General features: G+C 69.4%; 15 protein-coding genes and 1 pseudogene. 8 read left to right on the top strand and 8 right to left on the bottom strand.

Going from position 1 to position 14,058, the window contains the following annotated elements; genetic code table 11:
* The first annotated feature begins 26 nt into the window (after window positions 1–26).
* Together FMQ63_RS30185 and FMQ63_RS30190 are read left to right on the top strand one after the other, a co-directional pair.
* Window positions 27–1,322, top strand: a complete 1,296-nt coding sequence (locus FMQ63_RS30185) for an HD domain-containing protein (protein ID WP_011555901.1) — start codon at window positions 27–29, stop codon at window positions 1,320–1,322.
* Window positions 1,319–2,848, top strand: coding sequence for an MBL fold metallo-hydrolase (locus tag FMQ63_RS30190; protein ID WP_020478828.1), 1,530 nt, complete (start codon window positions 1,319–1,321; stop codon window positions 2,846–2,848). Before FMQ63_RS30185 ends, FMQ63_RS30190 begins: the two co-directional genes overlap by 4 nt.
* Here the strand turns inward: FMQ63_RS30190 and FMQ63_RS30195 are convergent.
* The 7 genes from FMQ63_RS30195 to FMQ63_RS30225 form a co-directional block, all read right to left on the bottom strand.
* Window positions 2,845–3,510, bottom strand: coding sequence for a hypothetical protein (locus FMQ63_RS30195; RefSeq protein ID WP_216608984.1), 666 nt, complete (start codon window positions 3,508–3,510; stop codon window positions 2,845–2,847). The genes FMQ63_RS30190 and FMQ63_RS30195 overlap by 4 nt on opposite strands.
* 263 nt (window positions 3,511–3,773) lie before the next feature.
* Window positions 3,774–4,499 (bottom strand): GlsB/YeaQ/YmgE family stress response membrane protein, encoded by a 726-nt coding sequence (locus tag FMQ63_RS30200; protein WP_216608985.1) that lies wholly within the window; start codon window positions 4,497–4,499, stop codon window positions 3,774–3,776.
* A 73-nt stretch (window positions 4,500–4,572) separates the two neighbouring features.
* Window positions 4,573–6,426 (bottom strand): cytochrome c/FTR1 family iron permease, encoded by a 1,854-nt coding sequence (locus FMQ63_RS30205; protein ID WP_011555897.1) that lies wholly within the window; start codon window positions 6,424–6,426, stop codon window positions 4,573–4,575.
* 66 nt (window positions 6,427–6,492) lie between these two features.
* The gene (locus tag FMQ63_RS30210) at window positions 6,493–6,852 is read right to left on the bottom strand and encodes a hypothetical protein (RefSeq protein WP_011555896.1); all 360 of its coding nucleotides are present in this window, start codon (window positions 6,850–6,852) and stop codon (window positions 6,493–6,495) included.
* A 97-nt stretch (window positions 6,853–6,949) separates the two neighbouring features.
* Window positions 6,950–7,186 (bottom strand): hypothetical protein, encoded by a 237-nt coding sequence (locus FMQ63_RS30215; RefSeq protein WP_020478829.1) that lies wholly within the window; start codon window positions 7,184–7,186, stop codon window positions 6,950–6,952.
* A gap of 120 nt (window positions 7,187–7,306) precedes the next feature.
* Window positions 7,307–7,786, bottom strand: coding sequence for a dihydrofolate reductase (locus FMQ63_RS30220; RefSeq protein ID WP_011555894.1), 480 nt, complete (start codon window positions 7,784–7,786; stop codon window positions 7,307–7,309).
* Window positions 7,783–8,577, bottom strand: coding sequence for a thymidylate synthase (locus FMQ63_RS30225; protein WP_026114252.1), 795 nt, complete (start codon window positions 8,575–8,577; stop codon window positions 7,783–7,785). Before FMQ63_RS30225 ends, FMQ63_RS30220 begins: the two co-directional genes overlap by 4 nt.
* A gap of 148 nt (window positions 8,578–8,725) precedes the next feature.
* On the opposite strand from FMQ63_RS30225, the gene FMQ63_RS30230 reads away from it, so the two are divergent.
* The 6 genes from FMQ63_RS30230 to FMQ63_RS30255 all read left to right on the top strand — a co-directional run bounded on the left by FMQ63_RS30230 (window position 8,726) and on the right by FMQ63_RS30255 (window position 13,747).
* Window positions 8,726–9,286 (top strand): cob(I)yrinic acid a,c-diamide adenosyltransferase, encoded by a 561-nt coding sequence (locus FMQ63_RS30230; protein WP_011555892.1) that lies wholly within the window; start codon window positions 8,726–8,728, stop codon window positions 9,284–9,286.
* A 13-nt stretch (window positions 9,287–9,299) separates the two neighbouring features.
* Complete coding sequence (queG, locus tag FMQ63_RS30235; protein WP_011555891.1) at window positions 9,300–10,319, top strand: tRNA epoxyqueuosine(34) reductase QueG; 1,020 nt, start codon at window positions 9,300–9,302, stop codon at window positions 10,317–10,319.
* Window positions 10,292–11,269 carry a DMT family transporter gene (locus tag FMQ63_RS30240; RefSeq protein WP_011555890.1) on the top strand — a complete coding sequence of 326 codons (978 nt, stop codon included), beginning with the start codon at window positions 10,292–10,294 and terminating at the stop codon, window positions 11,267–11,269. Before queG ends, FMQ63_RS30240 begins: the two co-directional genes overlap by 28 nt.
* A 49-nt stretch (window positions 11,270–11,318) precedes the next feature.
* Entirely contained in the window at window positions 11,319–12,122 is an 804-nt protein-coding gene (locus FMQ63_RS30245; protein WP_011555889.1) for a 2OG-Fe(II) oxygenase, read from the top strand.
* Window positions 12,123–12,131: 9 nt separating this feature from the next.
* Window positions 12,132–12,785: a DNA oxidative demethylase AlkB gene (gene alkB / locus FMQ63_RS30250; RefSeq protein ID WP_020478830.1), complete on the top strand. Its 654-nt coding sequence runs from the start codon at window positions 12,132–12,134 to the stop codon at window positions 12,783–12,785.
* A gap of 113 nt (window positions 12,786–12,898) precedes the next feature.
* Entirely contained in the window at window positions 12,899–13,747 is an 849-nt protein-coding gene (locus tag FMQ63_RS30255) for an ATP-grasp domain-containing protein (RefSeq protein ID WP_011555887.1), read from the top strand.
* A gap of 6 nt (window positions 13,748–13,753) precedes the next feature.
* Here FMQ63_RS30255 and FMQ63_RS30260 read toward each other — a convergent pair.
* Window positions 13,754–14,058: pseudogene (locus tag FMQ63_RS30260) on the bottom strand (hypothetical protein); the annotation flags it as partial.

Genomic DNA, 14,058 nt, shown 5'->3' on the forward strand with positions numbered 1-14,058 from the left:
GTATCCAGGAGTATGGAAAGGGAATCATGCGCATCCGTGACCCCATCCACGGCACCATCGCGGTCAGCGACCCCGAGAAGGCCGTCATCGACAGTCGGCACTACCAGCGGCTGCGGTATGTCCGACAGCTTGGCTTCGGGGACCTGGCCTTTCCCGGGGCCACGCACACGCGCCACATCCATTCCCTGGGCGCCATGCATGTCGCCTCGCGCGTGTTCGGCGCGGTGGCTGCCCGCTCGTCGCTGCCGGAGGATGTGCGGGAGCGCTTCTGTGCAGCGGTGCGTCTGGCGGTCCTCTGCCATGACCTGGGGCACATGCCGCTGTCGCATGCCTCGGAGCGCATCGCCCCGAAGCGCTCGCTCCTGCGCCTGCCATCCTGGCTGGACGGCACCGCGGAGGGCGAGCTGGCCACGCACGAGGACTACACGGCGAAAATCCTCCTCGACAGCTCGCTGACGCCCATCATCGAGAAGCACTTCGGCGGCATGGGGATTACGCCCATGGCGGCGGTGGCGCTGGTGTCGGGAGCGAAGCCGCCGAAGGACCCGGGCTTCACGCACCAGGGCGTGGACTGGACGCCGCTGCTACGCGCCATCGTCTCTGGTGAGCTGGACGCGGACCGCATGGACTACCTGCTGCGCGACTCCTTCTACACAGGCGTCAACTATGGCCGGTACGACATGGATTGGATTGTCAGCAACCTCAATCCCGCGATGAAGGACGGGCGGGCCTACCTCGCCCTCAGCCGGGCGGCGGCCTTCGCCTTCGAGGACTTCCTCCTCAGCCGCTACCACATGTTCGTGTCGGTGTACCTGCACCACACCTCCGTGAACTTCGACTACATGCTGCGGCGCTACTACGAGGAGTCGCCCGGTGAGTTCGAGATTCCTTCGGATCCGGAAGAGTTCCTGCTCTGTGACGATTCGGCGCTCTGGTACACGCTGCGCCGCTCCAAGAATCCGTGGGCCCAGCGCATCAGCCAGCGGCAGGGCTACAAGCTGCTGGCGCAGTTCACGGAGCGGGACACGGGCTACGACCTGGACGTGCTGCGCAGCGCGCTGGTGTCCCACAAGTTCGACCACTACGTCGTCGAGTCCCAGAACGTGCTCAGCAAGTACACCTCCGGGCCGTCTGGCCGAGGGCCGAGCCTGTACATCATCGACGCCTCCACCGGCCGGCTGACCGAGGTGGCGCGCTACACGCCGCTGTATCAACGCTACAGTGGAGCGGTGCGGCTCGTCCGGCTGTACGTCCGGCCAGACCAGGCGGACAAGGCACATGCGTTGATGGGCCGGGTACTCGGCCAGGCGGTGGAGTCATGAGCGAGCGTCTTCCCAGTCTGGGCCTGGGCCTGGACCTGCTGGCCCACAGTCCGGTGGAGGCCCGCCCTTCTTCCGTGGCGCTGTTGTACCGGCGCGCGGGGGAGGGCGTGGAGGTCTTCTGGGTGAAGCGCGGCAAGGCGCTTCGCTTCGCGGGCGGCTTCTATGCCTTTCCCGGCGGCAAGCTGGACGCGGCCGACGCGGACGTGCCGGTAGCGGGCGCCAGCGGAGAGGAGGCGGCGCTGCGTTCGGCCGCGGCGCGCGAGCTCTTCGAGGAGACGGGCGTTCTGGTGGCCCACGGCGCCGAGGCGCTGTCCGCCGCGAAGGTGGCGTCGCTGCGCAAGGCGCTCCTGGACGGGACGCTGGGGTGGGGCGCTCTGTTGAAGGCGGAGGGGTTGTCGCTGAGCGCGGATGACTTCCGGGCCGCGGGCCGGTGGGTGACGCCGCCGTCGCTGCCCGTGCGCTTCGATACGCGCTTCTACCTGGTGGAGATGCCCGCCCACGCGCGCGCGGAGTGGTGGCCCGGCGAGCTCGCGGAGGGCGCCTGGGTGAAGCCCGCTGATGCCCTGGCGCGGTGGGGAGATGGCACGGCGCTGCTGCACCCGCCCGCGGTGCATGCCTTCCAGGTGCTGGGCACCTTCACGGATGCGTCCGACGTCCTGGCGCGCCTGGCGTCGCCTCCGTTCTGCCCGGGTTACGTCTCGCAGCGCATCGAATTCCAGCAGGGCGTGCGCGTGGTGGCGCTGGAGACGCCCACGCTGCCGCCGGCCGCGCATACCAACGCGTATGTGCTGGGCAACGGCGAGCTGCTCATCGTGGACCCGGGCGCCGCGGACGTGAAGCAGTACGCGAAGCTGCTGTCGCTGGTGTCGGGCCTGAAGGCGGAGGGACTGCGGCCCGTGGCGGTGGTGCTTACCCACCATCACGGGGACCACGTGGGCGGCGCGCGCGCGGTGAAGGAACGCTTGGGCATCCCGCTGTGGTGCCACGCGCGTACGGCGGACCGCCTGGACTTCCCCGCGGAGAGGCTGCTGGAGGACGGTGACGTGCTGGAGCTGGCGGGCGAGGTGCCGCAGCGCTGGCGCGTGCTGCACACTCCGGGGCATGCACAGGGGCACGTGTGTCTCGTGGACGAGCGCAGCCGCTCGGCGGTGGTGGGGGACATGGTGGCCGGTGTGGGGACCATTGTCATCGACCCGCCGGAGGGGCACATGCGGGACTACCTGACGCAGCTCGCGCGGCTGCGGGACTGGCCCGTGAGCACGCTGTATCCGGCGCACGGCTCACCGATTCCGGACGGGCCCGCGAAGCTCCAGGAGTACCTGGACCACCGGGCGGCGCGGGAGGCACTCATCCTTCAGTCCGTGCCACCCAACGGCGCCACGCTGGCGCAGGTGGTATCCCTGGCCTACGCGGACACGCCGCCGCTGCTGCACCCCCTCGCGGAGCGCAGCGCGCTGGCCACCCTGGAGAAGCTGGTGGAGGAAGGCCTCGTACGTGAGGAGTCGCTCCAGTACTTCCGCGCCTAGAAGCGGCCGGCGAGCCCCAGCGCCCCGCCTCCCGGGGCCAGGCTCACCGTGGGCACCATCACCACGGGGCGCTCCTGCTGGCGTCGCCGCTCGTAGGCGCCATGGGACAGCTCGAACGCGAGGATGGACGTCGCCACGGGCACGGCGAAGGTGGCGGTGAGGACCGCCCAGGATGCTTCGTCCGACAGCGCCACGACGGCCAATGGCGCGGCCGTTCCCACCAGTCCGCCCAGCAGCGTGGGCAGGAATCCGCCGCGTGCATCCATCAGCGAGCCTCCCAGGTACACACCTGACGCCGCGCCGAGCCCCATCCCAATCGAAGCGCTGATGAGGCTGAGGTTCCTCCCGGACCGGCACTCGCTGTAGCCGCAGGACACCTGGTCCGACACGAGGACGCCTCCGAGGAAGGTCACCGCGAGGCCAGAGGCGCCAATCAGCGCGCCACCCACCGTTTCGCCCACCAGGCGCGCGCCCAGCGGGAACGGCGCATCCTGGGACGGATGTATCCGGGGAGCGGCCGGTGATGGACGGCCCACCGCGGGCCGCTGCTGCGTGGCCGTCACGGGCCCTGGCATCCGCGGCGCGTCATCCGTTGGCTGGGCGAGTGCGAGGGCGGGCAGCAGGAGCGTCAGCAGGATGGGGCGGTTCGGATGGGAGAGCATGGGCGCTGGTGCTCGTAGTGAGAGCACGGTGCGGGCACGGATGCCATCGCCTCCCTGATGGGTTTCGCGCTGAACGGACGGCGCGCGGCGTCTCGTGGCGCCGCGCCGCCGGCGCGCCTCAGGAGGACTGCAGCGCGGGGCGGGGGCGAGTTCCGTGGGGCGCTGTTCGGAAATGTCGGGACTTTGGAGCGGCGAAATGTCCCGACATTTCCGAACAGCGAGCTCCCGAGGTGTGCAGATGTCCTGGGGGCTTCGCCTCAGAATCAGAAGCTTCCGGCGAGGCCCAGGCGAGGCCCGCGTTCGCCCATCCCGGCGACGGGGACCACTTGGAACGTGCTCGGGGCCTTGCGCGTGAGCGTGGGGTGTTCCTCCCCCGGCGATGACAGCTCGTAGCCCGCCACGGCGCCCACCACGGGGAGCAGCAGCAGGAACACCGCGCCGCCGGGTTCGTTGTCTCCGATGCCCAGCAGGGCGGAGCCGACCAGCGCGCCGCCCCAGCCGATGAGGCTGCCGCCCGCGGTGGCGAGGAAGGTGCCCCGGCCGCCCATGAGCTTTCCACCCAGCCATGTCCCGGCCGGGATTCCCACCACGACACCCGTCAATCCACCGACGCTCGCGACGATGCCGCACTCGTCGCAGCCCACCGTGGACGCACCCACGAAGAAGCCCGTGATGAGGCCCAGGGAGCCCGCGATGATGCCGCCACCGGCGCCACCCAGGAACTCCACCGCCACCCGTGGCACGGGGTCCGTGGCGCGGGCGCGGGCCTTGCCAGGAAGGGCCTGTTCATTGACGGAGGTCGTGCCCTCCGTCTCCTGGCTCGTGCGGGAGTCGTCCCCGGCGTCTTCGTCGTGGCGTGTCGGCGCGTCCCAGCCGCCCGGGGCTGGAACCAGGGGCGGCGGCGTCAGCTCGGAGGCGGGTGCCCGGGCGGGTTCGCTCGCGGGGAGCTCCTGCGCCCAAGCGGCGTTCTGGCCCGAGAGGACCAGCATGGCCAACCCGATGGAGTGGGCTCGTGAAACCTTCACCTGGGACACGCTACCGCAACGACGGGCGCGCGTCGCCCTAACCAGCGGAGGCCTCGGAAACAGGCTGGGGGCGGCCCTTGCGGCGCAGCAGCACGATGGCCAGCGGGATGCCGCCCAGCAGGAGCTGGGGAGCGAGCGAGAGCGCGTCCGGATAGATGCCCAGCATGTCCACGGTGATGAAGGGCACGGGCGCGAGCGGCAGCGCGCCGACTTCCTGCAGCGAGTGGAGGCCCTTGCCCAGCAGCATCACGGCGGTGAGGACCAGGATGACGGTGGACGCGTTGAAGAGCGTCTTCATCGGCAGGCGGTACCCCAGCCGGTTGATGAAGAGGACCATCACCACCATGGCCACCGCGCCCGCGAGCGCGCCCCAGGCCACGCCCTGTGGCGAGTCCAGCGCGAGCCCCTGGAGGAAGATGGCCGTCTCGAAGCTCTCACGCAGAACGGCGGTGAAGGCGATGAGGAACAGGCCCAGCATGCTGCCTCGGCCCAGCGCGCCCTGCATCTTCTCGCGCAGCTCGCCCATGAACTGGCTGATGTTGGAGCGGGCGTTGAGCCACAGCGCCGCGTACACAAGCATGCCCACCGCCGCGAGCGCGGCGATGCCTTCCATCCACTCGCGCTGGGCGCCGGCCAGCAGGTGGCGGCCGAGCACGTAGGACAGCGCTCCGACGATGAGCGCGGAAATCCATCCGAAATGCACCACGCGGGCGTGCTCGGTGGCCTTCATCTTTCGCAGCGCGGCCAGCAGCGCCGCGACGATGATGGTCGCCTCGAAGCCCTCGCGCAGCAGGATGAGCAGCGTCAGCCACATCGTGGACAGCAGGCTCGCGGTGGTGCCCGAGTCACGCCGCGCCTGGTCCAGCAGGGCCAGCAGCTCCCGGCCCTCGTCTTGAAGGTGCGGGCTGCCGCGCTCCGCCGCCATCCGGGCCTTGAGGAAGCCCTGCTCGATTTTCAGCGTCAGCGCCGAGTCGCGCGCGCTGAGCTTGGGCTCCACCGGCTCCACGCCGTTGAGGTAGCCGTCCAGCAGGGCCGCCTTCGCGCCCGCGATGTCACCTGCGGCGCCCAGGCGCATGGCCTGCTGCACGTTCTCCCGGGCGGCGAGCAGCGAGCGCTCCTCGTCCGCGTCCAGCATCTTCCGGCGCAGACAGGCGAGGTTCTCCTGACCGAACTCCTTCACCAGATCCGCGTCGGTGGCGTTGGCCAGCCGCTCCAGGGAGACGCGCGGCGGCGTGCCCTCGCACTCGGGCAGGCGCATGGTGAAGACGTAGAAGGCCAGCGACCAGCGCTCCTCCTCGGACAGGGTGGGGTAGGCCGGCATCGCGGTGCCGGGCACGCCGAAGCTGGTGGTGTTGAAGGCCTTGTACGGCGTGAGGCCTTCCATCAGCTCCGCGTCCTGGAAGTTGGCGGGCGCCGGCTCCATGTTGGCGGCGATGGCCACGTTCGCGCTGCCGTCGGCGCCATGGCACGCGGCGCAGTTGGTGGCGAACAGCGACTGGCCCAGCGCCAGGTCCGGCGGGCGGCGTGGGCTGCGGGCCAACCCTCCGGCGGTGACGAGGTTCTCCACCAGCTCACCGCAGTCGCGGCTGACGCCGTCAGGGTCCTCGCCCTTGTCCACGCGGGCCTGGATGTCCTGCACGCGCGGCAGGAAGGCCGCTGCCGCGGGGCCCAGGCCGCGCGCCGCGTCCACCGCCTCCGCCGCGAAGCTCTTCTGCTCCGCCAGCTCGAACGCGGACTGCGACTCGATGGCGAGCGGATAGTCCGCCTCCAGGTACTGGAGGATGCCGATGAGCCGGTGCCACGTGCGTTCCTCGGAGGCGCCGTCGTCCGCGCGGGACGCGATAGGCAAGGCAAGCAGGAGGAACAGCAGCAGCGAGGCGGCGCGAGTCATGCCACCCCTCTACCAGTGGGGTGGTGGCCTTTCAATCTTGCGAAGCAACTTCAAAATCTGCCGAACTCAGGTCGCGCCCACACCAGAACTGCCCGTGGGTCCAATCGTCTCGACGACCTGGAGCGAGCCGACGCGGAGTGAATCCACCTGCCAGTCATCACCCCGCAGCTTGCCAATGGTCAGCGCTCGGATGGCCAGGGTGCCGATGCTGAGCGCGCCGATGGCGAGCGCTCCCAGCGCGGTGGCTCCAACGGCCAGTGCGGGCAGGGCGCGGGGCCGGGGCCTGAGCCGGTGACGCAGCAAGGGAGCAAGCCGGAGGCTGGCCACGAGCGCGGCCACGTTGGAAGCCGTGAGCACGGCGGCGCTGGAAAGGGCCGCGGTCCGCCACGGCACGTCGATGGGACGAGAGAGGAGGGTGGTCTGCATCCCGTGGAAGTGTGCATGGCGTCAGGAGGTGCCACGCGGCGGGATGGGAGGCCCCCGGCCGGATGGATGGCCGGGCGCCTCGTGCTTCACCTTCGCGCTAGTTCTCGATGATGATTTCGCAGTACTGCGGGTAGCGGTTGCACGGGTAGCAGATGCCATCGGGGCCGCCCACGCAGACCTCGTTGGCGGCACAGCGCCCCTGCAGGTCACACCGGCGCAGCTCCTGCGCGGCGCTGCCCGTTTCGTCCACGGGAGCCTCTTCCACGGGGCCGCCACAGGCCATCATCACCACCGCCGCAACCAATCCAAGTCCTCGCATCCACGTCTTGTGCATCCGGAACTCCATGGGACTGACGGGTGAGGTCTGGATTGTGCGCTTAACGTTTGAAGGAAGGAATGTGGGCGCGCGCCCTCGCCCGGGCATGCATGTAGACGCCGCCGGGCGAAGAGGGCGTCAGCGCTCGTAGGTGAGGAAGGTGTGGGGTGGCTCGGCGTCGGGATGTGCTTGCTCTTCGACGCATGTCCAACCGGACAGGTCCACGTCGGGGAACCAGGTGTCGCCAGGGAAGTTCCGGGCGATGTGCGTGAGGTAGATGCGCTGCACGCGGTCCATCGTCTGGGCGTAGAGGTCCGCGCCTCCGGCGATGAAGACCTCCGAGTCGCCACTGGCCTTTGCCAGGGAGAGCGCTTCGTCCACGGAGTGCGCCACCTGGACGCCCGGGGGCGCGAAGTCACGCTGGCGGGTGACGACGATGAAGGTGCGGCCCGGCAGCGGGCGGCCGATGGACTCGTACGTCTTGCGCCCCATCACCAGGGTGTGGCCCATGGTGATGCGCTTGAAGCGCGCGAGGTCCGCGGGCAGCCGCCACGGGAGCTGGTTGCCCGCGCCGATGACACGGTTCGCCGCCATGGCGACGATGGCGGACAGTTTCATACGGCCACGGGCGCCTTGATGGCGGGGTGCGGGTCGTAGCCTTCGAGCGTGAAGTCCTCGTACTTGAAGGCGAAGAGGTCCGTCACCTCGGGGTTGATGTGTATGCGAGGCAGGGGGCGCGGTTCGCGCGACAGCTGCGTCTTCGCCTGCTCGACGTGGTTCAGGTACAGGTGCGCGTCGCCCACGGTGTGGATGAACTCGTGCGCCTGCAGGCCCGTCACCTGCGCCACCATCATCGTCAGCAGCGAGTAGGAGGCGATGTTGAAGGGCAGCCCCAGGAAGAGGTCCGCGCTGCGCTGATAGAGCTGGCAGGACAGCCGCCCGTTGGCCACGTAGAACTGGAAGAGGACGTGGCAGGGCGGCAGCTTCATGGACGGCAGGTCCGCCACGTTCCACGCGCTGATGATGTGGCGGCGCGAGTCGGGGTTCTTCTTCAGCCCCTCCACCAGCGCCTTCATCTGGTCGATGTGCTCACCGTTGGGCGCCGTCCACGAGCGCCACTGGTGCCCGTACACGGGGCCGAGGCTGCCGTCGGCGTTGGCCCACTCGTCCCAGATGGTGACGCCCTGGGCCTGGAGCGTGTGCACGTTGGTATCCCCCGCGAGCATCCACAGCAGCTCATGGAGGATGGACTTCGTGTGCACCTTCTTCGTGGTGAGGAGCGGGAAGCCTTGCGTGAGGTCGAACCGGAGCTGGGGCCCGAAGACGCTGAGCGTCCCCGTGCCGGTACGGTCGCCCTTCTTCACCCCATGGTGCAGGACGTGGTCGAGCAGGGACAGATAGGGCTGCATGGGGCCCATGTAACTGAGCCGGTGTCCGACTCAAAGCGCTAAGCAGGAGCGCCGCTCAGAGTAAAACTGGTACAGCCCCCCACACGGGTGTCGCAGACCTGCGCCTTCTCATGGACGCCAGTCGCCACGCACCGTTAGAAGCCGGGGCATGAAAATCTACACGAAGAGCGGTGATGCCGGAGAGACCGGTCTGTTCGGTGGCGGACGCGTCGCGAAGGACGACGTTCGTGTGGACGCATATGGCGAGGTGGACGAGCTGAACGCGACCCTCGGCCTGGTGCGGAGCTTTGAGGGGCCCCCGGACGTGGACGCGCTGCTCCACCGGCTCCAGGACCAGCTCTTCACGGTGGGCGCGGTGCTGGCCACGCCCGAGGGCACGAAGGCGTCGGCGCACATCCCCGAGCTGAAGGCCGAGTGGGCGGAAGACATGGAGCGCGCCATCGACGGCTTCGAGGCGGAGCTGCCGCCGATGACCCACTTCATCCTGCCCGGAGGCACGCAGGCCGCGAGCGCGCTGCACCTGGCGCGCACTGTCTGCCGCCGCGCCGAGCGCCGCACGGTGCCGCTGCTGCGCGAAGGGAAGATTCCGAAGGCGGTGGTCGTCTATCTCAACAGGCTCTCCGACCTGCTCTTCGTCCTGGCACGCGTGGTCAACCACCGTGCGAGCGTGGAGGACGTGAAGTGGATTCCGGCGAAGCCCTCGAAGTAGTCGGACGCGCCTCGTGAACGTGCTGCCCACCGCCCATCTGCGTGACCTCGCCAGCTCGGTTGGCTTCGACCTGGTGGGGTTCGCGCGCGCCGAGCCCATCCCGCCCGACTTCCTGATGGAGTGGGTGGCGGCGGGCTACGCGGCGGACATGGACTGGATGGGCGAGCGGGCCGCCGAGCGGCTGGACGTCTCGCTCCTGCTGCCGGGCGCGAAGACGGTCATCTCCTTCGCGAACAACTACTGGCGCGACGACGCGGAGACGGTGGACTCCCCCATCGCGCGCTATGCCCGGGGACGCGACTACCACTCCACGCTGCGCGACCGGATGAAGGCGTTCCGCAAGGCGCTCAACGTGATGTACCCGGGGCTGGGCAGCTACGGCGGCGTGGACAGTGGCCCGCTGATGGAGAAGGTGTGGGCGGCGCGCGCGGGGCTCGGCTACGTGGGGAAGAACGGCTGCTTCATCACCGAGCCCTATGGTTCGTGGGTGCTGCTGGCCACGCTCGTGGTGGATGCCGAGGTCGACGACTACGGCAACGGCCCGGCGGCGGACCGGTGCGGCGCGTGCCGCCGCTGCCTCATGTCCTGTCCCACGGGGGCGCTGGTGGGCAACGGCCGCGTGGATGCGCGCGCATGCCTGTCCTACCAGACCATCGAGAACCGTGAGCAGCAGGTGCCGGAGGCGTTCCGGTTCAAGTTCGACAACCTGATTTTCGGCTGCGACATCTGCCAGCAGGTGTGTCCGCTGAACCGCCGGCCGGTGTTCGCGGAGCACCCACGCTTCGCGCCCCGAGCGGTGGCGGAATTGGGTGTGCGCGAGCTCGCGGGACTCACAGTGGAACAGTATGAGCACCTAATACCTGGCACCGCGCTGGCGCGCGCACGGTACGACGGGCTGCGCCGCAACGCCGTGTATGCGTTGGGTGTGGCGAAGCAGGCGGATGCGAAATCGTTGCTCGAAAAGCTCTGCGGCGATTCGAGTGAATTGGTACGTACCGCCGCGCAATGGGCGCTCCTTCAGCTCGACCCCTGACGTCCACCTCTCCGCAGTCATTGGGCCCTGTCTACGCCGGGCTCATGCTCCAGGTCCTCATCAGCGCGGGAACGTACCTGGCGGGCAAACGCGCGATGTCGGAGCTGGCGCCGCTCACGGTGGTGCTGTGGCGTTTCGTGTTGAGTGGCTCGGTGTTCATGTTGTTACTGTGTTTCCTGCCCGGGCCCCGGCTTCCGCCGCGCAACGAGTGGGGGCGGGTGCTGATGCTGGGCCTGCTGGCGGGGCCGGTGAACCAGGTGTTCTTCTTCTATGGCCTGTCCCAGTCGACGGCGGCGCACGCGGCGCTGCTCTACGCGCTGACGCCGCTGGGCGTGTACCTGCTCAGCCTGGGGCGGGGGCATGAGCGGGCCTCGTTCCGGGCGATGGGCGGCATCGTCACGGCGTTCGCGGGCGTGGTGGTGTTGCTGTTGGGGCGCGGGCTGGCGGACGCGAGCGGCTCGTTGATGGGAGACCTGCTCATCCTGGGCGCGGTGATGTCGTGGGTGGTGTACACGACGGAGGGCAAGCCGTTCGTCGCCATCCACGGACCGATTCGCGCGACGTCGTGGAGCATGGTGGCCTCCACGTTGATGATGATGCTGATGGCGCCGTTCTTCGCGAAGCCGGAGGCGGTGCTCGCGGCCAGCTCCGCGGCTCGGTACTCCATCGTCTACCTGGGTCTGCTCACGTCGGTGGTGGCGTACCTGCTCTGGTACTTCGCGTTGTCGAGGGTGCCGGCGTCGAAGGTGGCCGTGTTCTCCAACCTCCAGCCCGCGGCGACCGCGCTGGCCGCCTGGGTCATCCTGGATGAGGCGCTGCACTGGGAGATTGCGGTGGGCGGCGTGCTCGTGCTCCTCGGCGTGCGACTGACGCAGGCGGCGCACGTCCGGCCGCCCGCCGTGGCGCCGGCCGCGCCAGAGCGGCCTCCCGTCTCATCGAGCGTCGGATAGCCGCAAGACTCGGAGTGCCGGGCCTGTCGTCGCCCTTTAGCTTCCCGTCATGGCCGCAAGGGGTTCCCGGAAGGAAGCAGACGTCGTGTCCACGCAGAAGGTGACGGCGGGAAGGTCACGCCCGCCCGGCTCGGTCCGAGCCGTGAAGCAGGTCCCGGAGCGGGTGGCCGATGTCGACTGGGCACGCGTTTCGGAGGAGTTGGACGCGCGAGGCTGCGCGACGTTGGAGCGGCTCGTCACGCCGGCCGAGTGTGACGCCCTGGCGGCGCTGTATCCGGAAGATGCCGTGTTCCGCAGCCGCGTGGTGATGGCGCGGCACGGCTTCGGAAGAGGTGAGTACAAGTACTTCGAGTACCCGCTGCCGGACGTGGTCGCCGGGCTGCGCGGGGCGCTGTACCCCCGGCTCGCGCCGATTGCGAACCGCTGGAACACGGCCATGGGCATCGAGGTGCGGTACCCGGAGTCGCATGCGGCGTACCTCGAACGCTGCCACGCGGCGGGGCAGGTGCGGCCGACGCCGCTGCTGTTGCGGTACGAGGCGGACGACTACAACTGTCTGCACCAGGACCTCTATGGGGAGCACGTCTTCCCGCTCCAGGTGGCGATTCTGCTGTCGGAGCCCGGGCGGGACTTCACGGGAGGCGAGTTCATCCTCACCGAGCAGCGTCCGCGCATGCAGTCACGGGCGGAGGTCGTCCCGCTGCGCCAGGGAGACGCGGTGGTGTTCGCCGTCCACCACCGCCCGGTGCAGGGCACGCGAGGCGTGTACCGCGTCAACCTCCGGCACGGCGTCAGCCGCATCCGTTCAGGACAGCGCCACACAGTAGGCGTCATCTTCCATGATGCGGCTTGAGGCGCGCGAATGACGATGGACTTGTTCGACGGCCTGGGTGGCACAGGCCCTCGCGAGGAATCGCTGGGCCCCGGTGCCGTGGTGCTTCGGGGCTTCGCGCTGTCCCACGACGCGGAGTTGCTGAGCGCGGTCCAGGACGTCGCGCTCGCTTCGCCCTTCCGCCACATGGAGACGCCGGGCGGCTTCCGCATGTCGGTGGCGATGACGAGCTGCGGTTCGTGGGGCTGGGTGACGGACCGGACGGGGTATCGCTATGCCGCGGTGGACCCCGTGCAGGGACGGCCCTGGCCGGAGATGCCGGCGATCTTCCTGCGGCTGGCGCAGTTCGCCGCCGCGAAGGCCGGCTTCGAAGGGTTCATCCCTGATGCGTGCCTGGTGAATCGCTACGAGCCCGGGGCGAAGATGTCGCTGCACCAGGACAAGGACGAGCGTGATTTCACCGCCCCCATCGTCTCCGTCTCACTGGGGCTCCCGGCGGTCTTCCTCTTCGGTGGCGCTGAGCGAGCGGACAGGCCGGCGCGAGTACGGTTGAGCCATGGCGACGTGGTCGTCTGGGGCGGGCCAGCCCGCCTGCGCTACCACGGCGTCACGCCGCTCGAGCCGGGCCACCATCCGCAGGTGGGTGGGCATCGCATCAACCTGACGTTCCGGAAGGCGCGATGATGTCTGGCGCAGGGCTGTGGCCTCCCTGTGCTTCAGTCTCGCGCTGAGGACGGGCCCTGAAGGGCTGGCCGGTTGGAAATGGTGGACGGCGGTGAACGCCATAGACTGCGTCCATGCTTCGTCCGGGTGAGGACCTGCTTCAGGTGGAAGAGCGGCTGTGGCTTTTGTCCGCGCCGACCGGGCAAGGCACCTACGACTTCGCCTTCGACCGCTTCTTCGCATGCCGCCGTCCGTACGTGCTGCCGGAGTCCATGGAGGTGGTGGCCAGGGTCGGCGTCTGGAACGACTACGCCGAGCGCTACCGCGAGTTGGCGGAAGCGGGTATCCGCCTGGTGCACACACCCGAGCAGCACCTACAGGCCACGGAGCTGCCGCACTGGTACCCGAAGCTCACGGACCTGACTCCGCGCAGCGTCTGGTTCGATGAGCGGCCAGACGCGGAGACCGTGGAGCGTCTGCTGGGGTGGCCCGTGTTCGTGAAGGGTGAGCGGCAGACCAGCCGGCACCGCAAGTCGCTCTCCATCATCGAAGGGCCCGAGCAGTTCCGCCAAGCGATGGCTGCCTACGCAAAGGACCCCATCCTCCACTGGCAGCGAGTGGTGTGCCGGGAGTTGAGGCCCTTGCGCCGGGTCGAGGAGGGCGCGCCGGACCGCATCCCCAGCTCCTTCGAGTTCCGCACCTTCTGGTGGAAGGGCCAACTGGTGGGGTGGGGGCCCTACTGGTGGCAGGGCACGCCGTACACCCTGACGCCGGAAGCGCAGCGCGAGGCGCTCGGGCTCGGGCGTGAGGTGGCACGTCGGCTGGACGTGCCCTTCCTCGTGGTGGACGTGGCCCAGGAGGTATCGGGCCGGTGGATTGTCATTGAGTGCAACGACGGCCAGGAGAGCGGCTACGCGGGGATTTCTCCGTTCGCGCTCTGGCGGGCCATCCTGGATGTCGAGCGCGGAACCGGAGCGGCCTAGCGAGCCTCAGTCCCCGTTCGGGTCCCACTCGGAGATGTCGTACTTGGGCTCTGGCGGCAGCGCCGGCTTGCTGGACTTGCTGGGCTCCGGCTTCTTCACCACCGGAGGCGGAGCGTCGGACACGTCTTCGTCGAGCAGCGGGTCCTTCTTCGCCGGGCTCGCGGAGACCGCAGGCGGAGCGGGCTTCACCGGCTCGGGCGCGGCCGGCGCGGGCGCGGGCTCTGGCGCCGCCATCACCGTGGGCTCATCATCCAGAGCGTCCAGGTCGCCCAGGGACGTCGGGTCGGCGGGGGCCGATGCGGGGGTAGGGG

Source organism: Myxococcus sp. CA005 (assembly GCF_006518205.1).
GTDB classification, from domain to species: domain Bacteria; phylum Myxococcota; class Myxococcia; order Myxococcales; family Myxococcaceae; genus Myxococcus; species Myxococcus xanthus.

What these genes read in the sequence shown, in the direction of transcription:
- FMQ63_RS30215 (WP_020478829.1), bottom strand. Translation starts at nt 7,186, where the DNA reads ATGCACAAGACGTGGATGCGAGGACTTGGATTGGTTGCGGCGGTGGTG.
- FMQ63_RS30220 (WP_011555894.1), bottom strand. Translation starts at nt 7,786, where the DNA reads ATGAAACTGTCCGCCATCGTCGCCATGGCGGCGAACCGTGTCATCGGC.
- FMQ63_RS30240 (WP_011555890.1), top strand. Translation starts at nt 10,292, where the DNA reads ATGGGCGCTCCTTCAGCTCGACCCCTGACGTCCACCTCTCCGCAGTCA.
- FMQ63_RS30230 (WP_011555892.1), top strand. Translation starts at nt 8,726, where the DNA reads ATGAAAATCTACACGAAGAGCGGTGATGCCGGAGAGACCGGTCTGTTC.
- FMQ63_RS30205 (WP_011555897.1), bottom strand. Translation starts at nt 6,426, where the DNA reads ATGACTCGCGCCGCCTCGCTGCTGCTGTTCCTCCTGCTTGCCTTGCCT.
- FMQ63_RS30190 (WP_020478828.1), top strand. Translation starts at nt 1,319, where the DNA reads ATGAGCGAGCGTCTTCCCAGTCTGGGCCTGGGCCTGGACCTGCTGGCC.
- FMQ63_RS30255 (WP_011555887.1), top strand. Translation starts at nt 12,899, where the DNA reads ATGCTTCGTCCGGGTGAGGACCTGCTTCAGGTGGAAGAGCGGCTGTGG.
- FMQ63_RS30225 (WP_026114252.1), bottom strand. Translation starts at nt 8,577, where the DNA reads ATGCAGCCCTATCTGTCCCTGCTCGACCACGTCCTGCACCATGGGGTG.
- FMQ63_RS30185 (WP_011555901.1), top strand. Translation starts at nt 27, where the DNA reads ATGCGCATCCGTGACCCCATCCACGGCACCATCGCGGTCAGCGACCCC.
- FMQ63_RS30195 (WP_216608984.1), bottom strand. Translation starts at nt 3,510, where the DNA reads ATGCTCTCCCATCCGAACCGCCCCATCCTGCTGACGCTCCTGCTGCCC.
- FMQ63_RS30210 (WP_011555896.1), bottom strand. Translation starts at nt 6,852, where the DNA reads ATGCAGACCACCCTCCTCTCTCGTCCCATCGACGTGCCGTGGCGGACC.
- alkB (WP_020478830.1), top strand. Translation starts at nt 12,132, where the DNA reads ATGACGATGGACTTGTTCGACGGCCTGGGTGGCACAGGCCCTCGCGAG.
- FMQ63_RS30200 (WP_216608985.1), bottom strand. Translation starts at nt 4,499, where the DNA reads ATGCTGGTCCTCTCGGGCCAGAACGCCGCTTGGGCGCAGGAGCTCCCC.
- FMQ63_RS30245 (WP_011555889.1), top strand. Translation starts at nt 11,319, where the DNA reads ATGGCCGCAAGGGGTTCCCGGAAGGAAGCAGACGTCGTGTCCACGCAG.